At 56.9% G+C, this 22,799-nt stretch carries 15 protein-coding genes; 7 read left to right on the forward strand and 8 right to left on the reverse strand.

Features of this window, described 5'->3' with window-relative positions:
• Positions 1 to 23: 23 nt before the first annotated feature.
• Both pnp and CIK95_RS04120 read right to left on the reverse strand, forming a co-directional pair.
• A complete protein-coding gene (gene pnp, locus CIK95_RS04115; RefSeq protein WP_094466339.1) occupies positions 24 to 2,249 on the reverse strand; it encodes a polyribonucleotide nucleotidyltransferase in 2,226 nt (741 codons plus the stop codon).
• Positions 2,250 to 2,664: 415 nt separating this feature from the next.
• Positions 2,665 to 3,168 (reverse strand): hypothetical protein, encoded by a 504-nt coding sequence (locus tag CIK95_RS04120; protein ID WP_144007720.1) that lies wholly within the window; start codon positions 3,166 to 3,168, stop codon positions 2,665 to 2,667.
• 75 nt (positions 3,169 to 3,243) lie between these two features.
• Here CIK95_RS04120 and topA point away from each other — a divergent pair, with 75 nt between their 5' ends.
• The 6 genes from topA to CIK95_RS04150 all read left to right on the forward strand — a co-directional run bounded on the left by topA (position 3,244) and on the right by CIK95_RS04150 (position 9,840).
• Positions 3,244 to 5,568, forward strand: a complete 2,325-nt coding sequence (gene topA, locus CIK95_RS04125; RefSeq protein WP_094466341.1) for a type I DNA topoisomerase — start codon at positions 3,244 to 3,246, stop codon at positions 5,566 to 5,568.
• A complete protein-coding gene (locus CIK95_RS04130; protein WP_094387949.1) occupies positions 5,565 to 6,098 on the forward strand; it encodes a shikimate kinase in 534 nt (177 codons plus the stop codon). The genes topA and CIK95_RS04130 overlap by 4 nt, the downstream gene beginning before the upstream one ends.
• The gene (gene speA / locus CIK95_RS04135; protein ID WP_094387030.1) at positions 6,095 to 7,987 is read left to right on the forward strand and encodes a biosynthetic arginine decarboxylase; all 1,893 of its coding nucleotides are present in this window, start codon (positions 6,095 to 6,097) and stop codon (positions 7,985 to 7,987) included. The genes CIK95_RS04130 and speA overlap by 4 nt, the downstream gene beginning before the upstream one ends.
• 3 nt (positions 7,988 to 7,990) lie before the next feature.
• Positions 7,991 to 8,773: an acetylglutamate kinase gene (gene argB / locus CIK95_RS04140; protein WP_094466364.1), complete on the forward strand. Its 783-nt coding sequence runs from the start codon at positions 7,991 to 7,993 to the stop codon at positions 8,771 to 8,773.
• Between the two features lie 73 nt (positions 8,774 to 8,846).
• On the forward strand, positions 8,847 to 9,359 hold the full coding sequence (locus tag CIK95_RS04145) for an RNA polymerase sigma factor (protein WP_094387029.1): 513 nt from the start codon (positions 8,847 to 8,849) through the stop codon (positions 9,357 to 9,359).
• Positions 9,349 to 9,840: a pyruvate ferredoxin oxidoreductase gene (locus CIK95_RS04150; RefSeq protein ID WP_094387948.1), complete on the forward strand. Its 492-nt coding sequence runs from the start codon at positions 9,349 to 9,351 to the stop codon at positions 9,838 to 9,840. The genes CIK95_RS04145 and CIK95_RS04150 overlap by 11 nt, the downstream gene beginning before the upstream one ends.
• A gap of 162 nt (positions 9,841 to 10,002) precedes the next feature.
• Here CIK95_RS04150 and CIK95_RS04155 read toward each other — a convergent pair whose 3' ends face one another.
• The 3 genes from CIK95_RS04155 to CIK95_RS13110 form a co-directional block, all read right to left on the reverse strand.
• Complete coding sequence (locus tag CIK95_RS04155) at positions 10,003 to 12,846, reverse strand: C10 family peptidase (RefSeq protein ID WP_094466342.1); 2,844 nt, start codon at positions 12,844 to 12,846, stop codon at positions 10,003 to 10,005.
• Between the two features lie 74 nt (positions 12,847 to 12,920).
• On the reverse strand, positions 12,921 to 14,798 hold the full coding sequence (locus CIK95_RS04160; protein WP_144007721.1) for a hypothetical protein: 1,878 nt from the start codon (positions 14,796 to 14,798) through the stop codon (positions 12,921 to 12,923).
• A 170-nt stretch (positions 14,799 to 14,968) separates the two neighbouring features.
• Positions 14,969 to 15,310 (reverse strand): hypothetical protein, encoded by a 342-nt coding sequence (locus CIK95_RS13110; RefSeq protein WP_158215083.1) that lies wholly within the window; start codon positions 15,308 to 15,310, stop codon positions 14,969 to 14,971.
• Between CIK95_RS13110 and CIK95_RS04170 the strand changes: the two genes are divergently transcribed.
• Positions 15,309 to 16,142 carry an AraC family transcriptional regulator gene (locus CIK95_RS04170; protein WP_158215084.1) on the forward strand — a complete coding sequence of 278 codons (834 nt, stop codon included), beginning with the start codon at positions 15,309 to 15,311 and terminating at the stop codon, positions 16,140 to 16,142. The genes CIK95_RS13110 and CIK95_RS04170 overlap by 2 nt on opposite strands.
• 139 nt (positions 16,143 to 16,281) lie before the next feature.
• Here the strand turns inward: CIK95_RS04170 and CIK95_RS04175 are convergent, their stop codons facing one another.
• From CIK95_RS04175 to CIK95_RS04185, 3 genes are all read right to left on the reverse strand, one after another.
• Positions 16,282 to 17,700, reverse strand: a complete 1,419-nt coding sequence (locus tag CIK95_RS04175; protein WP_094387037.1) for an aspartate ammonia-lyase — start codon at positions 17,698 to 17,700, stop codon at positions 16,282 to 16,284.
• A gap of 189 nt (positions 17,701 to 17,889) precedes the next feature.
• On the reverse strand, positions 17,890 to 19,233 hold the full coding sequence (locus tag CIK95_RS04180; protein ID WP_094466365.1) for an anaerobic C4-dicarboxylate transporter family protein: 1,344 nt from the start codon (positions 19,231 to 19,233) through the stop codon (positions 17,890 to 17,892).
• A 301-nt stretch (positions 19,234 to 19,534) separates the two neighbouring features.
• Positions 19,535 to 22,798, reverse strand: a complete 3,264-nt coding sequence (locus CIK95_RS04185) for a glycosyl hydrolase (protein ID WP_254046416.1) — start codon at positions 22,796 to 22,798, stop codon at positions 19,535 to 19,537.
• Position 22,799: the final 1 nt, after the last annotated feature.

The following is a 22,799-nucleotide window of genomic DNA, read 5'->3' on the forward strand; positions in this document are numbered from 1 at the left end:
CAATGAAAATCCTCTTTCAGGGATTACTCCTGATTGTCGTTGTGACGGGGCTGACGCTGGCCGTGACCGCGGCGCTCGCCATCGCGACGAGGACGACGCTCGCGCTCTACATAGCCTTCGGGCTTCTCGAGCAGCACACGGCGTGACAGCTTGTACTTGCCGGTCTTGGGGTCTATTTCGAGCAACTTGACCTTGATCTTGTCGCCTTCCTTGATGCCGGCTTCCTCTACAGTCTCCAGGCGCTTCCAGTCAATCTCGCTGATGTGCAGCAGACCGTCCTTGCCGGGCAGTATCTCTACGAAGCAGCCATAGGGCATGATAGAGCGTACGGTACCCTCGTAGACCTCGCCCACCTCGGGAATGGCCACGATGGCCTTGATCTTGGCGAGAGCGGCGTCGATAGCGTCCTTGTTGGGAGCAGATACCTGTACCTTGCCTACGCCGTCAACCTCGTCGATGGTGATGGTGGTATTGGTATCTTCCTGCATCTGCTGGATAATCTTGCCACCAGGGCCAATCACAGCACCGATAAACTCCTTGGGTATCTCGAAGGCAACGATGCGTGGAACCTGAGGCTTCATCTCGGCACGAGGCTCGGAGATGGTCTCCATCATGCAGTTGAGGATGTGCTCGCGGCCGGCCTTAGCCTGCATCAGAGCCTGTTCGAGAATCTCGAAGCTCAGACCGTCGCACTTGATGTCCATCTGAGTGGCAGTAAGACCGTCCCTGGTACCAGTGGTCTTGAAGTCCATGTCGCCCAGGTGGTCCTCATCGCCGAGGATATCGCTCAGGATGGCGTACTTGTCCTCACCGGGGTTCTTGATAAGACCCATAGCGATACCCGAAACGGGCTTCTTCATAGGCACACCGGCATCCATCAGAGCCAGCGTACCGGCACATACGGTAGCCATAGACGACGAGCCGTTAGACTCCAGAATCTGACTTACCAGACGTACGGTGTAGGGGAAGTCGGCGGGAATCATGTCCTTCAGACCGCGCCATGCCAGATGGCCGTGACCAATCTCGCGACGGCCTACACCGCGCTGAGCCTTGGCCTCACCGGTAGAGAAGGGAGGGAAGTTGTAGTGGAGCAGGAAGCGCTGATAGCCTCTCTGCAGCACGTCGTCTACCAGCTTCTCGTCGAGCTTGGTACCCAGAGTACAGGTAGAGAGCGACATGGTCTCACCGCGCTGGAAGATGGCGCTACCGTGGGGCATGGGCAGCGGAGACACTTCACACCAGATGGGGCGGATGTCGGTAGTCTTGCGACCGTCGAGACGCTTACCCTCGTCGAGGATGCAGCGGCGCATGGCATCGCGCATCACGTCGTCGTAGTAGCGTGTGGCCTCGGCATGCTTTTCCTCGAGCTCGTCGGCAGAGAGGTCGGCATGGGCGGCGTCATATTTCTCCATAAAGTCGGCGATAATCTTGTCGAAGGCGTCCATACGGGCGTGCTTCTCCAGCGCCTGCTTGTTGACATCGTATACGGGGGCGTAGAGCTCGCTCTTGATCTGCTCGCGCAGCTCTTCGTCGTTGACCTCGTGGCAGTACTCGCGCTTCACGTCCTTGCCCAGTTCCTTGGACAGCTCGTCCTGCAGCTCGCACATAGGCTTGATGGCCTCGGCAGCAGCCTTGAGGGCGCCGATGAGGTCTTGCTCAGATACTTCCTTCATCTCGCCTTCCACCATCATGATGTTGTCCTTGGTGGCACCTACCATCAAGTCCATATCGGCCTCTTCCATCTGCTGGAAGGTGGGGTTGATGACAAACTCGCCGTTGATGCGGGCTACGCGAACCTCAGAGATAGTGTGCTCGAAGGGAATGTCGGAGCAGGCCATAGCGGCTGATGCGGCAAAACCGGCAAGAGCGTCGGGCTGGTCTACACCGTCGGCAGAGAGCAGCATAACCTGTACATACACTTCGGCATGGTAGTTGGAGGGGAAGAGGGGACGGAGGGCACGGTCGACCAGACGAGAGGTAAGAATCTCGTTGTCACTTGCCTTGCCTTCACGCTTGGTGAAACCGCCGGGGAAACGGCCTGCGGCACTGTACTGCTCGCGATAATCTACTTGCAAAGGCATAAAATCTGTACCCGGAACTGCGTCCTTAGCTGCACAAACAGTTGCCAAAAGCACGGTGTTGCCCATACGGAGTACTGCGGCACCGTCAGCCTGTTTTGCAACCTTTCCGGTCTCAATTGTGATGGTTCTTCCATCAGGCAATTGAACTGTTTTCGTAATTACGTTCATCTAAAAAATGTTATTGTTTTAATTTTTGCATCTAAAAATCCCTTTCTTCCTACTCGTGATGTGGTCGAAATGAGCCATTTTTAAATTTCCGTGCAAAGATAGCCAATAAAATGATAACAAACGAACAATCTGCGCCTTTTATTGTTATTTTACGCTAAAAAACAGCGATTTCTGCCTCTTCCCCCTCCGTCTACGACGGACAAGGCAGCCAAAGACCGCCCAACCCCCCACCATTCTCGCGTCGTAGATGCCGGTCGCCAAGGGTGTCCCCATCCACTTCCCGCCGCCTCCGCCCACCTTCCCACAGTCTCTTGTCACCTTCCCGCATCCTCTATCCATCTTCCCTCACCTTCCGCCCACCTCCCCATAGTCTCTTGCCACCTTCCCGCATCCTCTACCCATCTATCGCCACTCCCTATCCACCTTCCTCCAGAAGCTGATGACCTCGGCACCTGTGGAGGGTATCTTGGCGAGCGTGGAGGGTACCTTGGCGAGCGTGGAGGGCGTCCCGGTGAGCGTGGAGGGTACCTCTGCGAGAGCCGTGATGACCCTCGCTGACGCCGTAGATTTTTCCGTCGCGAAGGAGGTCATTTTCTGCCACGATTTTTGCCACCGCGGCGCGCCGGAGAGTATTGTCAAAACATCTGTAGGTCAAAGTGAAACCGAGTTCGTGGCGTGCAATGCAGAAATCGTGATGTGCAATACGGAAATTGGGTCGTGCAACGCTGAAATCATGGTTTGTAACGACCGTTTCAGCCCCTGAAATCAGCATGAGGTTCATCGCCGCAATTTTTGCCATGCCGACGGGGTAGGAGGAGGTCATCTCGCGCACCGCCGTCATGCCCTCGTTGCCTGTGCTGATAGTCGCCCAAGTGGGCTTTGTCATGGCGAGAAGCGCCGCAATCCTTAAAAAAATCAAAAAAACACCTATATAATAAGGTATAAGCGATTTTTTTGTCTACTTTTGCGCTTCAAATAACAAATATGATTTACTATGCACGAGAATTTGGTGATTGTAGAGAGCCCCGCAAAGGCTAAAACCATAGAGAAGTTTCTTGGCAAGGACTACAAGGTCATGTCAAGTTTCGGCCACATACGTGACCTGAAAAAGAAGACGCTCTCCATCAACGAGAAGACGATGGAGCCCGATTACGAGATACCCGAGGAGAAACGCAAGTTGGTGAGCGAGCTCAAGAAGCAGGTCAAGGAGGCACAGCGCGTGTGGTTGGCATCCGATGAAGACCGCGAGGGAGAGGCCATCAGTTGGCATCTGTGTGAGGTGTTGGGCCTGGACAAGGACAATACCAACCGCATCGTATTCCACGAGATTACCCCCACCGCCATCCTTGATGCCATCGAGCATCCCCGTCATCTCGACATGAACCTCGTCAATGCCCAGCAGGCACGACGAGTGCTCGACCGACTCGTGGGATTCAAGCTCTCGCCTGTATTGTGGCGCAAGGTGAAGCCCGCATTGTCTGCCGGACGCGTGCAGAGCGTGGCTGTAAGACTCATCGTTGAGCGCGAGCGCGAGATACAGGCCTTCGTGAGCGAGCCCTACTATCGCGTGAGCGCCGTCTTCACCGTGCCCCAGGCCGAAGGCCACATCGCCGAGGTCAAAGCCGAGCTCGACAAGCGCTTTGCCACCCGCGAAGAGGCTGTAGCATTCCTGGAGCGCTGCCGCAAGGCCCAGTTTACCGTCGGTTCGGTAAGCAAGAAGCCGCTCAAGCGTATGCCTGCACCTCCCTTCACCACCTCTACGCTGCAGCAGGAGGCCGCCCGCAAGCTGGGATATACCGTGACCCAGACCATGATGGTGGCGCAGCATCTCTACGAGAACGGACGAATCACCTACATGCGTACCGACAGCGTAAACCTGTCCAAGCTCGCTCTGGCAGCCAGCCGCGACGCCATCACCCAGCTCTGGGGAGCCGAGTACAGCCACACCCGCAACTTCCACACCCACAGCAAGGGCGCGCAGGAAGCCCACGAGGCCATACGTCCTACCTATATATCGGAGCAGACCATCGAGGGCACCGTGCAGGAGCGCCGCCTCTACGACCTGATATGGAAGCGCACCGTGGCATCGCAGATGGCAGAGTCGGAGATAGAGAAGACGGTAGTGACGATAGACATCGACGGACAGGAGGAGAAGTTCATCGCCGACGGCGAGGTGGTTACCTTCGACGGATTCCTCAAGGTCTATCACGAGTCTACCGACGACGAGAACCAGGACAATGAAGGCGGCAACACTCTGCCTGCCCTCTCTGCCGGAGACCTTCTGGAACGCAAGACCATCACATCGACAGAGAAATATTCACAAGGCCCCGTGAGATATACCGAGGCCAGCCTGGTCAAGAAGCTCGAAGAACTGGGCATAGGACGACCCTCTACCTACGCGCCGACCATCTCTACCATCCAGCAGCGCGAGTATGTGGTCAAGGGAGACAAGGCGGGCGAAGAGCGGCAGTACGTGACCGACACGCTGAGCGCCAGCCGCATCGTATCGAAGACCCGCACCGAGGTGGCAGGCAAGGAGAAGGGCAAGCTGCTGCCCACCGACATCGGTACCGTGGTCAACGACTTCCTGATGGAGCACTTCCCCGAGATTATGGACTACAACTTCACCGCCAGGGTGGAGAGCCAGTTTGACCAGATAGCCGAAGGCCACGAAGAGTGGACCAGCATGATGCACAACTTCGACCACCACTTCGAGCCTACCGTGCGCAAGGTGATGAACGCCCGCTCGGAGCATAAGGCAGGCGAGCGCGAACTGGGTGTAGACCCACTTTCCCATCGTCCGGTATTCGTCAAGATAGGACGCTTTGGCCCTGTAGTGCAGATAGGCAGCGCCGACGACGAGGTGAAGCCACGCTTTGCGCAGCTGCCGTCGGGCAAGAGCATCGAGACCATCACCCTCGACGAGGCTCTCGAGCTGTTCCGTCTGCCCCGCAATATCGGCGAGTACGAAGGAGACATCGTCACCATCGGCTCAGGTCGTTTCGGTCCCTATGTTCAGCATGGCGGCAAGTATGTATCACTGCCTAAAGAGATGGATCCGATGACAGTAACGCTCGCCGATGCCATCAAGCTCATCGCCGAGAAGCGCGAGCAGGAGCGCCAGCGCCACATCAAGTCGTTTGAAGAGGACTCCACGATGCAGGTGCTCAACGGCCGCTTCGGTCCCTACATCACCTGCGACGGCAAGAACTATCGTCTGCCGAAGAGCCTGCATGAGCGCGCCGCCCAACTTACCTACGCCGAGTGCAAGGAAATCGTAGACAAAGCCCCCGAACCCAAAGCACGCCGCAAGAAATGACCCCCACGCGTATTATTCTTATAGGATATATGGGCGCGGGCAAGACCACGCTTGGCAATGCGCTTGCCCGCGACATGGGGATGAGGTTCTACGACCTCGACTGGTATATCGAGAGCCGTATGCACCACACCGTCAAGGAAATCTTTGACGAGCGCGGCGAGGAAGGGTTCCGCCGCATCGAGCACAATATGCTCCACGAGGTGGCAGAGTTTGAGGACGTCATCATCAGTTGTGGTGGCGGCACTCCCTGCTTCTTCGACAACATGGACTACCTCAACCGCCAGGGCGCAACGGTCTATCTCAAGGCGTCGCCAGACGTGCTGTACAAGCATCTGAGCATGGGACACACCGTGAGACCATTGCTGCTCAACAAAACGCCCGAAGAGGTGCGCCAGTACATAACCCGCCAGCTCGCCGAGCGCGAACCCTACTACACCAAAGCCCACTATACCATCGACGTAAGCGTCATGGACGATTTTAAGAAGATACATTTTACCACCCAACAACTAAAAAACGAACTTGGAATATGAAGAAATGGAGCATCGAAGACTCTCGCGAGATGTATAACATCAAAGGCTGGGGAGCTTCTTACTTTGACATCAACGAGGAAGGCAACGTCAGCGTCTCTCCCTGTAAGGATGAAGCCCAGATAGACTTGCGCGAGATTGTAGATGAGCTGTCGCTGCGCGACGTGACGCCCCCGCTGCTGCTCAGATTCCCCGATATCCTCGACAACCGTATCGAGAAGACCGCCAACTGCTTCAAGCGGGCGGCTGAGGAGTATGAGTACAAGGCACAGAACTTTATTATCTATCCCATCAAGGTCAACCAGATGCAGCCGGTGGTCGAGGAAATCATCTCGCACGGCCGCAAGTTCAATCTGGGACTTGAGGCGGGTTCCAAGCCCGAGCTCCACGCCGTGATAGCCGTGCAGTGCCAGAGCGACTCGCTCATCATCTGCAACGGATACAAGGACCAGAGCTATATCGAGTTGGCTCTGCTGGCCCAGAAGATGGGAAAGCGCATCTTTATCGTTGTCGAGAAGCTCAACGAGCTTGACATCATCGCCCGCGCAGCCAAGAAGCTCAACGTGAAGCCTAACCTGGGCATACGCATCAAGCTCGCATCGAGCGGTTCGGGCAAATGGGCCGAGAGCGGAGGCGATGCGTCGAAGTTCGGACTTACCAGTTCGGAGCTCCTCGACGCCCTGCGCATCCTTGATGAGAAGGGGCTGCACGACAGCCTTCGTCTTATCCACTTCCACATTGGCAGCCAGATTACCAAGATACGACGTATACAGACCGCGCTGCGTGAGGCGGCTCAGTTCTACATCAACCTACACAAGATGGGGTACAACGTGGACTTCGTCGACTGTGGCGGCGGACTGGGAGTGGACTACGACGGCACCCGCTCGGCCAACAGCGAGAGCTCGGTCAACTACTCTATCCAGGAGTATGTCAACGACTGTGTCTATACCTTCGTCGACGCAGCCAACAAGAACGACATAGCCCATCCCAACATCATCACCGAGAGCGGCCGGTCGCTGACGGCACACCACTCGGTACTGGTTATCGACGTGCTCGAGACCGCCAGCCTGCCCGAGATGCCCGAGGAGTTTGAGGCCAAGGACTCCGACCACCAGTTGGTCAAGGACCTCTACGAGATATGGGACAACCTCAACTCCAAGAATATGCTCGAAGACTGGCACGATGCCGAGCAGATACGCGACGAGGCCCTCGAGCTCTTCTCTCATGGCATCGTAGACCTCAAGACCCGTGCCGAGATTGAGAGCATGTACTGGAGCGTATGCCATGAAATCAATACGCTCTCCAAGCAGATGAAGCACGTGCCCGAAGAGCTGCGCAATATCGACAAGCTGCTCGCCGACAAGTATTTCTGCAACTTCTCGCTGTTCCAGAGCCTCCCCGACTCGTGGGCCATCGACCAGCTGTTCCCCATAATGCCCATTCAGCGTCTTACCGAACGGCCTACGCGCAACGCAACCCTGCAGGATATCACCTGCGACTCGGATGGCAAGATAGCCAACTTCGTCAAGGAGGGGCACCTCTCTCATGTGCTGCCCCTCCATGCCTTGCGCCGCAACGAGCCTTACTACCTCGGCGTCTTCCTTGTGGGTGCCTATCAGGAGATACTCGGCGACATGCACAACCTCTTTGGCGACACCAACGCCGTGCACGTCAGCGTCAAGGACGGTCACTACCACATCGACCAGATTATCGATGGCGAGACCGTCGAGGAGGTGCTCGACTACGTGCAGTACAACCCGAAGAAGCTGGTGCGCCAGCTCGAGATTTGGGTGACCAAGAGCGTCAAGAACGGTAAAATCTCGCTCGAGGAGGGCAAGGAGTTCCTGTCCAACTATCGCTCTGGACTTTATGGATATACCTATCTGGAATAAATGATGAAAGACAACAAAACAGCAATAACGGTGGTCAAGGTCGGCGGTGCCGTGGTCGAAGACGCCACGGCGCTCAGCCGTCTGCTCACCGACTTTGCCGCCATCCCGGGCCGCAAGATTCTGGTGCATGGCGGCGGGCGTCGCGCTACCAAGGTAGCCGAGGCGCTGGGCATCAAGACGACTATGGTGGGCGGCCGACGCATCACCGACGCAGCCATGCTCGAAGTGGTCACGATGGTCTATGGCGGACTGGTCAACAAGAATATCGTGGCTGGACTGCAAGCCGTAGGCGTCAATGCCAGTGGCCTCACCGGCGCCGATGCCAATATCATCCGTGCCCATAAGCGTCCGGTCAAGGACGGCGTCGACTATGGCTTCGTAGGCGATGTCGATGCTGCCGACGGTCAGATGATAGCCCGGCTGGTCGAGTCGGGAGTCACCCCAGTGGTGGCGCCACTCACCCATGACGGACAAGGCCATATCCTCAATACCAATGCCGACACCATCGCCAAGACGGTGGCTTGCGCGGTGGCCCGCGACTACGAGGTCACGCTCGTCTACGCCTTCGAGAAGCGCGGCGTGCTGAGCAACCCCGCCGACGACAATAGCGTGATACCCACCATCACCCGCGCCGACTTCGATAGATACGTGGCCGATGGCGTGATAGCCGGCGGCATGATTCCCAAGGTAGAGAATGCGCTCGCAGCCATCGACGAGGGCGTCGCCAGGGTGGTCATCACCCAAGCCGATGCCATCGACGGCCAACAGGGAACAATTATCCGTTAAGTGTTAAAATCGAAAAAATATCCCCATAACTGTAACTTTAGTTTCCAACAAACGTCTTATTAATAGAGCAACGATGAAGATTATCAGTTTTCGCGACGATATACTCCCCCTGAAGAATATGCTTTTCAGAGTGGCGCTCCGCATTACGCTTGACAAGGCCGAAGCGGAGGATATCGTGCAGGAAACGATGATTAAGGTGTGGAACAGACGCGACACGTGGAGCGAGATAGAGTCTATAGAGGCTTTCTGTACTACCATCTGCAAGAACCTTGCGTTGGATTACATACGAAAGAGCTCCCACCTCAGCGATTCCACCCCCGATTTGCCGGAAGACAAGGCCGACAGCGCGTCGACTCCCGATGAGAGAGCGGCGCAAAGCGACAGAGTCGAGCTGGTTCATCGCTTGGTCAATGCTCTTCCCGACAAGCAGCGTATGTGTATGCAGCTGCGCGATTTTGAAGGGAAAACGTACAAGGAAATTGCTCGCATGATGGAGATAAGCGAGGAACAGGTCAAGGTGAATATCTTCCGAGCCCGCCAGACCATCAAGCAGAAATTTAATGATTTTGACAATTATGGACTATAACTATATCAAACAATTGCTGGAGCGCTACTGGGCGTGTGAGACTACGGTCGAAGAAGAAAGCATTCTCAAGGCTTTCTTCAGTCAGAAGTCTGTACCTGCCGAGCTGGCCAAGTACCAGGCACTCTTCGTCTACGAGGCCACCGAGCCCAAGACCGACGTGCTGGGCGACGACTTCGACGCCCGTATGCTCGCCATGACCGAAGAGCCCAAGCAGGTCAAGGCCCGCGTCATTACCATGACCCAGCGGTTGAGACCTCTCTTCAAGGCAGCTGCCGTGGTGGCCATCATCCTCACGTTGAGCAACGCCTTCCAGATGTCGTTTGACAACAATGGTCCTGTTATCGGCAGCGGAGCCACCAACTACAACCGCATCCAGCAGATGCACTCGGTGGCAAGAGCCGACTCGGCTGTGCTCGACACTATGCCGCAGTCCAACGTGCAGCCTTCCGAGGTCTGTACAACGCCGATTATGAAAAGATAATTTCTATGCTTTCTCTATAAAATCATGTTTAGTAAAACAAAAGAATGAAACTGTGAAGTTTCTATTTTCTCTCAAATTTTTCATAACATACTAACGTAGAAAAGGGATGCCGCTCACTGAGTGGCATCCCTTGTTTATTTGGGTTACTCGCAGGGTGGGCCTTTACAGACACACCTTGCGGGTTACGGTACCTCTGTTGGTATAAACGCTCACGACATATATTCCATGGGGCAGGCTGTTCAGGTCGGCCTGGTTTGCCTTTCCGCTCCATACGGTGGCTCCGGTGGTCGAGGCTACGCTCAGCCTTACCACGCTGACGCCCTCGGCGGTGCTTACGCTTACCACGCCCTCGCGGCAGCTTATGGTTGCTCCCGCAGCCGATGCCTCCGTTGTGATTTCATCCACTCCTGTGGCATCCACCACGCTTATTTCGCGGTAGTAGTTGGCCAGTCCGTCGGCACCCACATACGAGCCGCTCTCCGACTTATACTCCACCATAGGCATATAGGTGCCTACAGCCACGGTGGGGGTGTAGTTGAAGTTGAAGGTCACGTCATCACCGGCTTTTCCGTTGCTGATGCGCTTCATCAATACGAGTTCGCCGCCGGTATTGGTAAACTGGCGCAGACGCAGATAGACATAGTTGGAATAGTCTTTATTAAGGTGTACCACCAGTTGGCCGGCAGATTTCTTGCCGGGCGAGAGCACGTTGTCGAGCTTCATGCTCTTCACCTTAATCGCCAGTTCGCTGTTGGGGGCGATGGTGACAGTGGTCTTCACTTCGGGCTGGGCGATGGTGAGCGCCTTGCCGTTCTCGCCGACGGCTGTCACAGCGAGTGTATAGGTGCCGGCGTCGATGTTGAGATAGCGTCCCAGTGTGAAGGTCTTCTCTTCGCCCTGTTTGAAGGTATAGTCGGTCTGACGCAGCACGTAGCTATGCTCGGGGTCATTGACATCCTGCAGACGGGTTACCACGCCAGCCTTGCCCGCAGCGCCGAAGTTGCGCACCGCAAAGCCCAGCATGAGCATATCGCCCTGCTTCAGGGTTTGGGCAGCGTCGTTTGTGGTCCATTCCATGCGCTGGGTGACGCCCAGGATGGGCTCTGAGGTCTTGTCGAGCACCTCTACCTCGGTGCGGCCTACGGCGCTGTCGTCAAAGGGATATGCCTCGTAGCCCTCGGCATAGGCTGTGACGGTGTAGCTGCCCGGTGTGGCAGTCTCTGGCAGAGCCACGAGCACCGAGGCGTTATAGTCGCTCTCCTCGTATACGCTTGCCGAAATCTTGCCGGTGATTACCTCCTCGGGGTTGGCTTTCGAGGTCATCGCCACCACCACCGATTTCAGTTGCATATCATCGCCGCCGTTGTGCAGCTTCACTCTGAAGAGCGCAGCTCCGCCGGCGTGTATCTCGTTGTTGCATGTGATTGGGGCGAGCAGTTTTACGCGTGGTGTCACGGCGTGAACTTCTCCCAGCACCACCTTGCCGCCCTCTACGGTCATGTCTACATATCTGGGGAATCCCGTATAGTGGCGCACCACCTGCCATGTCTTGGCGCCTTTGGCCTTGTAGGCAAAGCGGATTTCGTATGCGCCGTCAGCCAGTCCGTCGGCTGTAGCGGTGATGTCGCGCATGGTCACATAGGCTGTTCCCGACTTGCTGCCAGCATAGCCTTTCACGTTGAGGCTTTCCTCCTTGAGCACCTTCTTGATGACGCCGTTCTGGGTGATGACAGCTGCCAGAGCACCGTCGAAGTCGTCGGTATCGAGGTTTTCGAGGATGGTCATCAGGCTGAACGAGTTGCCGCCATAGGGAGTGATAGAGAGTCTCACGCTGCCATAGAGAGGCAGTTCCACATCGCCTTCGCTCTCGGTGGCAGGCCGTATGCCCGTCACCATCTCCTGGTCGCGGTTGTAGCCACCGCTTCCGCCGCCTTCACCCAAGTCCGAGGGGTTCAGACGGTTTACGAGGAAGTATCCGTTGCTGTCGCCATACCATCCCCAGTTGATGTGCACATAGCCGTTGTCATCATATCCGTCGCAGACAAAGGCGTGGCCACCCTGTCCGGCATCGCTCGCACCGCCGTAGTAGACGGGGCGTCCGGCGTCCAGCTCAGCCTTGATGATATTCATCCACTCGGTAGTGCCGTAGTAGCTGCGCTTGCGCAGGGTGACGTGCTTGTCGTAGCCGAAATAGTTCTTCAGCGCGCCGGGCACCATCATGGGCGAGGCGCCGCTGCCAGCCTTCTCGTATTCCATCTCTACAGCCACGCCGAAGTGGGCTGCCAGCTTAGCCACAGCGTCGCGCTGGGCGATGGAGAATATGCCGTTGCGCTTGTAGTAAGCCAGCATGTTGTCCCAGTCATAGGTGGTCTCGCCGAAGTTGGCAGAGAGTTCTATACCCTTAACGGTGCAGGTCTTCTCGCCTGTTCCGCGGGTGGGATATTTGTAGTAGCGCATAATCTGCGTAGCTGCCGTAGCCACACAGCCTGTGTAGTAGTGCACGGTCTTGCCTCCGTCGCTATAGGTGGGACACATGTCGTTGAAGGGTGCGTCCTGACCCCAGCGTATGTTGTCGAGTAGCGGAGCCACCACCACTTTGGCGCCGGCGCGTGCCGGGGTATCGGCAGCCAGCGAGTCGTTGTGCCAGTAGGCTTCCACGTAGCGGGCGTAGAGTTCCATCCACGAGCGCAGGCTTGCAGGTGCGCCGTCGAGGGTGAAGCGGCCGCGGTCGGCATAGGCTATGACATTGGCAAAGCGGTCCTCGCCCGAGACGATGACAAAGCCCTCGTCATCGCCGGCATTGAACACGTAGTAGGGTTGTATCTCCTTGGCACCCGACTTTGCCACAGCCATGTGGCGCAGCACAGTCTTGGCAGAGGCGTTGGGGCGCTGTGTGATGAAGCTGCGTGCCATCTGCTCTGCCTGGGCTTGGGTGACGGGATTGGCCATCATGTGGCCCACGGTCACTGCTATGAGCAGGAAAAGAATGGATAATCTGCGTATCATTGGGATTAAATTTGAAAAAGGCAGTCCGTGCCTCTATGGGCGTGCGGACTACCTTTATTATTTATAGGGGGTGATTAAAGTGCCAGTTTGAATGACTTGTTGGCGGCGCGAACCACTACCACCTGGCGCTGGGCCACGCTCAGAGTGTTGGCGCCAGCCTTGCCATAGGTCTGGGCAATCAGACGGCCGGTGAGGTCGTACACGGCTATGCGGCCGGCTGTGGCGAGGCTTACGCTGATGGTGCCGTTGTCGGCCTTGACCACTACGTCGCCCTGGTTGTCCACGTTGTCGATGCCTACCGAACCACTCAGACTCACCTCTATCTTGTTGGACTCGTCAGAGTACAGGTCGGCCAGCTCGCCGTCTACTACGGTCAGACCGATGGCGTTCACGGTATAGTTGTATACGGTGTTGTCCTCGGGCGAGTCGATGGTGAAGTCGTAGTAGGTATCTTCGGTCTCGTTGACGCTTATCGCAGTGGTCACCTTAGCGCCGGCAGGCATCTTCTGCTCCACGTTGATGGCGTCGAAGAATATCTTGTTGGTGGTGCCACCGTTCTCGTACGAGAACATGATGTACGATGTGGCTGCGCCCTTGGTAAACTCTACCTTGTAGTCGGCAAATCCCTTGTGGGTGGTCACGGTCTTGCTCTCCAGAGGTGTGCCCTCAAATCCGTCGACGTTGGGGTCGGTGTCATAGAGGCTCACGGTGACCTTGCTGCCTGAGGTGTATTGGCCATAGGCGCCCTCTGCCATGTTGAAGTTCACGGTGCAAGCGCCGTTGTCGGCTGTGAGGTCCAGTTTGGGTGTGGTCAGCGAACTGGTCTTGCTATAGGGCGACAGTACCATGTATCCCGAAGCCAGAGCAAAGTCTACTGCACTCCATCCGGGGGTCTTGGTATAGCTGTCAAACTCGCTCAGCAGTCCGAACTCCACTTTCTCCAGCGAGCCCATGGTCACCTTGGCAAAGTCATCGTCCAGCACCTTGACCGTGGTGGCTGCCTGCAGCGTCTTGGTCTTGGTCAGGTTCACGGCATATCTCTTCGCCTCAGCCACAGCCTCCCAGTTGGCTCTGAAGGAGGTGGCTGTCACGCCTGTGGCAGCGATGGCTTTGGGGGCGTCGATGCTCTTGAGCACGCGGATGACCTCGATTTCGTCAGAGTAGTCCGATACGTTGCCATTCTTGTTGCGGCCGCGCACGGTGTAGTAGTAGGTCTTGCTGGCGTCCAGTCCTTCCACCTTCTTCTCTACGGTGCTGGCGTAAGCAGACACTACCTTTACCACCTCGTCCTTGAGCACATACTTCTTGGAACCATTGTCGGCCTTGGAGTAGACATCGAGCAGATAGTCTTTATTGGTACGGTCGTGGGCCCACTTGGCGGTGAAGGACACGCCGTCGGCCTGTGAGGGCAGCTCGGGCACGGGTACAGCCACGATAGTGGGGCTGGTGACAGCCTTGATTTCATCGATGAAGAAGCCTTCAAACAGCGGGGTAATCTTTAATCTCGAGCTGGATGACACAGAGCCTACATATAATGTCACGTTATGCCACTTGTTGTCGTTGAAGACCACCTGCTTTTTGATAGAGTAGCCCAAAGCGAAGGTAATGGCTTCTCCGTAGTCGGCTGCGGCACGCACATGGGCTGTAATCTTAAGCACCTGGGTAGATACTGCTTTCTTCAGATTGCCAGTCTCGAGAGCTCCCGAACCGGCAACCTTGAGTTTGCCGCCGGCATCATAGACCTTGGTGCAGCTGCTGCTCCAGCCCAGTTTCTTGAGTTTGCCGCTGTAGCCGCCGATGTCGGTAGTGGCGGGAGCGTCTTCGCTACCCTCGGTGAAGGAGTCGAAGTTCTCGTCGATTACCACGGTCACATTGTCGTCCTGGCCCGATGCCGGAACTGCAAAGGCAAATGCTGAAAGGAGCATTGCCATCATGAGTAGTTTTTTTGTCATATCGTTCTGTTTTAGATTTGTTTCTTTCCTCATTATCCGTAAGTTTGCCCTCTCCGGGCAGTCTCTTTTCACTGTGGTGATGCCGAAGATGGCAGGAATTATCATTTTTGGTGGCGCACAGGTAACAAAATATTACAAAATAACCATGTATTTACTCCAGAAATATCACTTTACTGCCTGTTTTTCTGACATTTGTCATGATTTTCGGTGATTTTTGTTAGCTTCGTGTTCGCTTTTGCCGTCTTTATGATTGTCGGTGCTGCCGCCGAGGGCATCTCGGCGGTCGTCGGGATGGTCACGAGGGTCGCCGAGATGCCCTCGGCGACAGCCGCCATGACTTCGGAAGTAAGAATTGAGGGGGATAACGTAAAAATAGGCGCCAAAGCCGCCTGTTTCTGCGATTTTATTGTTACTTTTGCCCCAAATGTCGGGGGCGCAGGCCCGCTCTCCGTTGCGGCATTGCCGTGCAGCCATGCAGCAAGCGCCTCTGACCATGAAGACTCTAATGGCATGAACCAGAAGATATACAACCTGGAGGATTTTGCCACCCAATATCATCTCAGCGATATATTTGGTGCCTATGCCGCCCACTTGGCTGTCACAGCCGGGGAGGGCGCGACGCTCGTCGACATGATGGCCGAGCGCACGCTCTTTACCAAGCTGCTGCTGGTGGAGCGGGGCAGCTGCCGGCTCGTCGACGCCGACGGCGAGGGCCCCGATGCGGTACTCTCTCGGGCTTCGCTCCTGGTGGTGTCGGTCCGCGACACGGCGCAGCTGCACGATGTGTCGCCCGACTTCGAGGCCGAGTGCGTGCTGGTCGACGAGTCGTTTGCGCTGCATGCCTCACACTACCGCCTCACCGACGAGAAATACAAGAGCATGCAGGATATCTTCCACTTCATGCGCGATATCGTGCGCCACCAGCACATCAACAAGATAGAGATGATACAGAGCATGGTCAACGTGCTGCGCCTCATCATCGACGAGCTGCCCTACACGCAGCGCTCTATCTCCCACGACTTGGGTCATAAGAAGGCGGTCTACGAAGTGTTCCTCCACCATCTTTATCGCAACTTCCGCAAGGAACGCCAGATACGTTTCTATGCCGACAAGCTCAATCTGTCTGCCCCTTATCTCTCCCGGCTGGTCAAGGAGATAAGCGGCTCTACCATCAATGACCATGTCACCTCGCTGCTCTACAAGGAAATCTGCAATATGCTTACCCAGACCGACATGACTATGGGCGAGATAGCCGACCACTTGAACTTCAGCGACCAGAGTGCCCTCACCAACTTCTTCAAGCAGCGCTCGGGCATGACGCCCATAGCCTATCGCAACCGATAGACCCTCGATGGCTCCCTGCGAGTCATCGCTGTGCCCGCCGCAGCCATTCTGAAACAAAACAAGCCTGCAAGCCTAACCCCCGAGAGAATGAGGGGTGTCGGCCTACAGGCTCTTTACATACATATATATTGGGATTACATTACTTCAGCGTAAACTTGTGCGACTGGAGCATCTCCTTGGGGTCGAGGGCTTTGTCCAGCTCTTCCTTGGTCATAAGTCCCTTCTCGATAACGATGTCATAGACCGAGCGGCCGGTATCGTGGGCTTCCTTGGCTACCATCGAGCTCTTCTTGTAGCCGATGATGGGGTTCAGGGCGGTCACGATGCCAATGCTGTTCTTGACCATCTCGTAGCAGTGTTCCTTGTTGACGGTGATACCGAGGATGCACTCTTCGGTAAGGGTCTCGATGACATTCCTCAGCCAAGTGAGGCTCTCGAAGAGGCTCTCTGTGATGATAGGCTCCATCACGTTGAGCTCCAGCTGGCCGGCTTCGGCGGCGAAGCTCACGGTGGTGTCGTTGCCGATGACCTTGAAGCAAACCTGGTTGGTTACCTCGGGGATGACGGGGTTCACCTTGCCGGGCATGATGGATGAACCGGGAGCCTTGGGAGGCAGGTTGATTTCGTTGAGACCGCAGCGGGGACCTGAAGCCATGAGTCGCAGGTCGTTGCAGATTTTAGAGAGCTTGATGGCAAGACGCTTCAGCGCTGACGAATAGCTCACATAGGCGCCGGTATCGGGCGTAGCCTCTACGAGGTCACTGGCCGAGATGAAATTCTCACCGGTGAGCTTGCTCAGATTGGCTGCGCAGAGCTTGGCAAAGCCAGGCACGGCGTTGAGACCGGTACCGATGGCAGTACCGCCCATGTTGATTTCGTGCAGCAGCTTCACGTTGCGCTCCAGGTTGAGGATTTCCTCTTCCAGGTTGTTGGCGTAGGCCTTGAACTCCTGACCCACAGTCATAGGCACGGCGTCCTGCAGCTGTGTGCGACCCATCTTGATGGTGTCGGTGTACTCTTCGCCCTTGTAGCGGAAGGCGCTGATGAGTCCGGTCAATGCCTTGACCAGATGGAGGTTCATGCGGATAAGCGCAAGGCGTATACTGGTGGGGTAGACGTCATTGGTACTCTGGCCACAGTTGCAGTGGTCGTTGGGAGATACATACTGGTAGTCGCCTTTCTGACGGCCAAGAATTTCGAGTGCACGGTTGGCTATCACCTCGTTGGCATTCATGTTGACCGATGTACCGGCACCGCCTTGCACCATGTCGATGGGGAAGTTCTCATGCCACTTGCCGTCGATAATCTCACGGCAGGCTTCGGCCATGGCGCCCGAGATTTCGTCGTTGATGACTCCGAGCGAGTGGTTGGTCTGTGCGGCAGCCAGCTTGACGTACGCGATGGCGATGATAAAGTCTGGATAGTCACACATAGTCTTGCGCGAGATGTGGTAATTGTTGATACCGCGCTGTGTCTGCACGCCATAGAGGGCGTCGGCGGGAACGTTGAGTTCGCCCAAGAGGTCGGCCTCTACTCTGAATTTCTTTTCGTCTGTCATAATATAAATGGTTATATTGTTTGTATTCGTGTCTGTGATGGGTATAACCATCATCTTGGTATTTACAGGGGCAAAGTTACGCCTATTTGTTCATATTCCTTTTATAAAAAACGAACCTTTATTTGTAAAAACCTATCCCTTGCCGGTTTTTCTTTGGTTTCAGGCAGTTTGGCAGTGCCCGCCACGGTGCTACATGAACTGGATGATGAGATAGCCCACGCCGATGGAGACCACGGTGGTGATGATGCCGGGCAGCTGGAAAGAGTGGTTAATCACAAATCGCCCTATACGCGTCGAGCCGGTACGGTCGAAGTTGATGGCAGCGACGGTGGTGGGGTAGTTGGGCAGGAAGAAGTAGCCGTTGACCGCCGGAAACATCGCGATGAGCGCCAGTGGCGGGATGCCGAGTCCTATGCCCAAGGGGTAGAGGGTGCGCACGGTGGCAGCCTGGGAGAAGAGCATGATGGACATGATGAAGAGGGCTATGGCGAAGAGGAAGGGATAGTGGGTGACGATGTCGGCAATGTGGTCTTTGAAGAAGGCGAGGTTGCCGTTGAAGAAGGTGTCACCCATCCAGGCTATGCCGAAGATGGCGACCAGGGCACACATGCCCGCGTCGAAGACATTGCCCTTGACGGCGGTCTGCACGCTGGCTCTGCTCACGGTGAGGATGAGCGCGGCGGTCGACATCATCACGATCTCGATGGTCTCGGGCATGGTGACGCGGTGCAGCTCGCCATCTATCATGAACGCGGGCCGCATGGTGGGGATGCTGCCAAAGAGCACCACCAGCACTACGCCCGTGAGAAACGCCAGCACGGCATACTTGGCCTTGGGGTCGGGGTTCTTGTTCATCTCGTCTATCAGACGGAGGTCCTGCTCGGGCCGTATCAGCCCCTGGCGCACGCGCTCGCAGTAGATTTCGTCTTCGTGCAGCTCTTTGCCTATGCGGTTCTGTACCCAGGCAGCCACGATGATGGCCACCAGCGAGGCGGGGATGCAGACCATGAGGATGTGCTTCAACTCGATGCCCGCGCCGCCCAACAGGTCGGTGCTGATGACGGCTGCGGTGGCTGCCGAGACGGGGCTGCCGGTGATGCCGAGCGAGGCGGCTATGGTGGCGACGCTCAGCGGCCGCTCGGGGCGTATCTTGGAGTTGGTGGCAATCTCAGAGATGATGGGCAGGAGGGAGTAGCAGGTGTGGGCGGTGCCTGCCACGAGGCAGAAGAGCCACGTGGTGAGTGGGCCGAGGTAGGTGATGTGGGTGGGGTGGCGGCGCAGAAACCTGGCGGCGAGTCCTACGAGATAGTCCAGACCTCCGGCGGCTTGCAGGGTGGCTGCCGCCGTGATTACCGACACGATGATGAGCATCACGTCGATGGGCAGATGGCCGGGCTTGAGTCCGAAGATGAAGACGAGGATGAACACACCTACCATGCCATAGATGCCGAGTCCTATGCCGCCCGTGCGGGCGCCCTTGAATATCAGTGCCAGTACGATGGCAAACTGTAGGAGTATGATAGCTGTCGCCATGATGATTGGGTTCTCTGTTTTTAGGTTTGAGGTCGATGATGTGCCCTTGCCGTAGATTGTGGCGGGCATCAAGTGCAAATATACGCCATTTTCTTCAGACTCTGCTTATAAATTCATGAGAATTGTTGGCTGCGGGCAAAAGATTTTTCGCGTGGGGCGGGTCTGCATCCATACGACAATGCCGCCGAAGCCCGCCGCCGACCATGCTGCGTGGCTCTGTGCCATGTCTGGTCGGGTGCGGCGCTTCGGCGGCATCGTGTCTATGTGTTGCCCTCCGGCGGTGGGCCGGAGGGTGGGGGTGCTACTTGCCGGCAGGGGTGCAGAGCAGGCGTACGCCGCCCAGCAGACCTGCGGGGAGAGGCTTCGACGAAGCTCTGAAGGCATTGTTGTAGGATGCCCATGCGTAGCGTTTCTTCTTGTCGGGCTGCTTGTCGCCTATGACGCGGTTGGCCCACAGGTTGGTGACGCGCACCTCGAGCTTGTTGCCCTTCTTCTTGAGTGCGGGCGTGATGTCGATGGCGTAGGGCGCCTTCCAGAGTGTTCCCAGCATCTGGTCGTTGAGGTAAACCTCTGCCATGCAGCCCACTCCGCCCAGGTCGAGGCGGTAGGTGGCGCGCTTGTTATATCCCTTGACGTCAAAGTCACGGGTATAGACAGCCGTGCCTGAGAAGTAGCGTATCTGGGCATCATCGCTCTCGGTGAGCGAGCGCAGGGTGGGCATCTCGATGCTCTCGGGAGTGTCCTGCACACCACCGAAGTAGACGTGCCAGTCGTTGTCGAGCGTCATCACTTCCTGTTCCTCGGCGTGGGAGATGGCCAGATGCTTCTCGTCGGTAGGTTCGGTGAAGACGATGAACAGCGCACCGTAGGGGTCGAGGCCGAGGTCGATGCTGGTACGGCCGTCAGCCATAGTATAGCCCACGGGCTTGATGGAGGCGTTCTCTGCGTTCCAGAGCATGGGCTTCTTGCCGGTCACGTTGAATGAGGCTGTGATACGCTTGGGCTGGTCTATCGCGTTGGCCACCCAGTAGATTTCCGAGTCAGCCGTGCGGCGGTGCATCCAGCGTATGCTGTCGGGCGTAGCCTTGTCCTTGTCGGCTGCCACGAAGCTGAAGTCTGGAGCCACGCCCGTCTTGGCGAGTGCCTCTTCCATCGACAGGTTTTCCATCACGTTGGCGCGGTTGCCGTCCCATATCTCTGCCACCAGGCGGTGCCACTCGGCGTCGTTGCCCTTGAGGTTGGGCTGTATGGTTGGGCGCTTGCCGCAGATGGGGGCGCCAGCCTTGGCGAGGCGGGCTATCGCCTTGAGCTCGTCGACGGTCATCCGTGTCACCTGTCGGTCTATTACCAGCAGTCGATAGCTCATTCCTGCCTTGGTAGTGAGCTTCTGTCCATCGTAGCCGAACACGTCCATGAGCGCGCCGGGGTTCACGTAGTCGAAGTTATAGCCACGGGGAATGGCGGGATGGTTGTGGGCGAAGCGGCCGGTGACGCTGTTGTCGCCGCCATAGTAGTAGGCGATGTCTGCCACGTATTTGCCCTGCTGCATCATGTAGCTGGAGCGGCCGAGATAGTCGGTCCATGGGCGGGCTTGCTCTGCCCAGGTCTCGTGGCGGTTGAACCACTGGCCGTAGATGGCTAAAGCGAGTCCGGGCTTGCGGTCGTCGACGGGCTGATGGGCGCTCTCGTGGATGATGAAGCGGTTCAGACCGCACGACATCATGTAGTCGGCGATGGGCTTGAGGTTGCCGGGATAGAAGGTATAGCACATCTCGTGGCGGCCGTCGGCGGTGAACGACTCGCCAGCCACATACTTCTTGCCATAGATGTGGGCGGTAGAGGAGGTCTCGCGCAGGTCGCACTCATACATGCTCAGGTCGGCGCGCTTCTCTGCCCACATGGCGCCCATAGGGATGTCGCCTTTCGACTTGACGCTGATACCGTCGGCGAGCATCTGGCGTCCGTTCTCGTGCGACTCGATATAGATTTTCATGCCATGACGGTGGGCGGCATCAGCCACCTCGGCGTAGAGCGACTCGTCCATGAGCTCGCCGATGGTCTGGCGATAGTCGTAGAGGAACTGCTCGCTCTGCTCCACGCTTCCCACGATGACGCCGGTAAGCACGGGCAGCCAGGGATAGATGCTATAGCCGCGCCGACGCTCAAACTGTGCTGGCATCTGCAGGGTCCATGTGGCTTTGCCGGGCTCGTAGCTGTCGATGAGCAGATACTGGATGCCGCGCTTGCCGATGTTGCCGCCAGAGGCGTCGCGATAGAGGTCTATATAGTGCTCGATATACTTGTGCACAGCCTCGCGGTCCATCTTGTCGACCTCCAGGCCCGTGGCTTCGGGCGAGGCAGGGCCGTTGCGCGAACCGAAGAGCGACGTACCGAAGCGGTAGATGACCCAGTTGCCACGTGGGGCGTTCCAGGTGAGGCGTCCGTCGGCGTCGACCTTGTCGGTGAGCACCACCACATCGCCTGCAGCCGACACGTCGCTGTCGAGGCGTGAGGGGTACTGGTCGAGGTCGCCGAAGGAGGTAAATCCAGCCTTCTCCTCGGCAAAGTTGATGCGGCTGGTGGTGTAGAGGTTATACTCCATCAGGTTGACATACTCGCCCTGCTTGTCTTTCTGCGGCAGCTGGCATACCACGCGGAAGCAGCGTGCCGTGGTGGGAGGCAGGTCGATGGTCTGCTGGAACGTACCGCTCTGCGGGATGTCGCATACCTTGGTGAATGTCTTGCCGTCGTTGCTCGTCTCCAAGCGGTAGTACAGCGGTGCCGACCAGCTGTTCCAGGTACTGCGGTTGTTGCCGTCCGAGAGCGACAGCGCCTTGATGGTTACGGGCTTCTCAAAGGTGTACTGTGCCCAGATGTTGCCCTCGGCGTCGGGTTCCACGCGGGTACCCTTGCTGTAGTCGCCGTCGGTGAGTTGTGCCACCGTGGGCTCACCCTTGCTCACCGTGATGGTGGGGTTGAGAGAGGCTATCTCGATGTCGGTATCGGGCATACGCACTGCCACGATGCCTATCTGCTGACTGAAGGTTTCAGGGCTGTTGGTGTTTTCTACGTTCTGGAAGTGTCCGGTGGTGGTGTAGATACCGGGGAGATTGACGGTGAGTTTCTTGCCACCCTTTACCCTTACCGCGCGCCACGTGATTTTCTTCATGGCATCGTGGGGAGTGACCCAGGGACCGCCCGTGTTGCTCCAGCCTGGCGAGCTGGGGATGGCCATCGTCATGCCCAGCGAGTCGGCGATGTGCACGGCGTAGCGGAAGCAGTCTTTCCACTCGGGCGTCATGTACGTGATGCGGTGGGGCACTATCTGCGGCGTGTTCAGACCGGCATCGAAGACATGGATACCGGCTATTCCGGCGCGGTGCATCCACTCCAGGTCTTTCTTGATGCCATACTTGGAGATATTGCCGTTCATCCAGTGCCACCACACACGAGGTCTCGCCTCTTGGGGCGGGTTGGCAAACTGCTGTTGCAGGTCGCTCTGTGCCATGCTGCCTGTAGCTGTGGTCAGGGCCATGGCGAGTAAGATGGTTCTGATATTTTTCATG

Source organism: Prevotella sp. P5-108, assembly GCF_002251385.1.
Taxonomy (GTDB): Bacteria; Bacteroidota; Bacteroidia; order Bacteroidales; family Bacteroidaceae; genus Prevotella.

Coding starts and splice junctions, on each gene's coding strand:
- CIK95_RS04160 (WP_144007721.1), bottom strand. CDS start 14,798: ATGACAAAAAAACTACTCATGATGGCAATGCTCCTTTCAGCATTTGCC.
- topA (WP_094466341.1), top strand. CDS start 3,244: ATGCACGAGAATTTGGTGATTGTAGAGAGCCCCGCAAAGGCTAAAACC.
- CIK95_RS04130 (WP_094387949.1), top strand. CDS start 5,565: ATGACCCCCACGCGTATTATTCTTATAGGATATATGGGCGCGGGCAAG.
- argB (WP_094466364.1), top strand. CDS start 7,991: ATGAAAGACAACAAAACAGCAATAACGGTGGTCAAGGTCGGCGGTGCC.
- CIK95_RS04175 (WP_094387037.1), bottom strand. CDS start 17,700: ATGACAGACGAAAAGAAATTCAGAGTAGAGGCCGACCTCTTGGGCGAA.
- CIK95_RS04170 (WP_158215084.1), top strand. CDS start 15,309: ATGAACCAGAAGATATACAACCTGGAGGATTTTGCCACCCAATATCAT.
- speA (WP_094387030.1), top strand. CDS start 6,095: ATGAAGAAATGGAGCATCGAAGACTCTCGCGAGATGTATAACATCAAA.
- CIK95_RS04150 (WP_094387948.1), top strand. CDS start 9,349: ATGGACTATAACTATATCAAACAATTGCTGGAGCGCTACTGGGCGTGT.
- CIK95_RS04185 (WP_254046416.1), bottom strand. CDS start 22,798: ATGAAAAATATCAGAACCATCTTACTCGCCATGGCCCTGACCACAGCT.
- pnp (WP_094466339.1), bottom strand. CDS start 2,249: ATGAACGTAATTACGAAAACAGTTCAATTGCCTGATGGAAGAACCATC.
- CIK95_RS04145 (WP_094387029.1), top strand. CDS start 8,847: ATGAAGATTATCAGTTTTCGCGACGATATACTCCCCCTGAAGAATATG.
- CIK95_RS04180 (WP_094466365.1), bottom strand. CDS start 19,233: ATGGCGACAGCTATCATACTCCTACAGTTTGCCATCGTACTGGCACTG.
- CIK95_RS04155 (WP_094466342.1), bottom strand. CDS start 12,846: ATGATACGCAGATTATCCATTCTTTTCCTGCTCATAGCAGTGACCGTG.
- CIK95_RS13110 (WP_158215083.1), bottom strand. CDS start 15,310: ATGCCATTAGAGTCTTCATGGTCAGAGGCGCTTGCTGCATGGCTGCAC.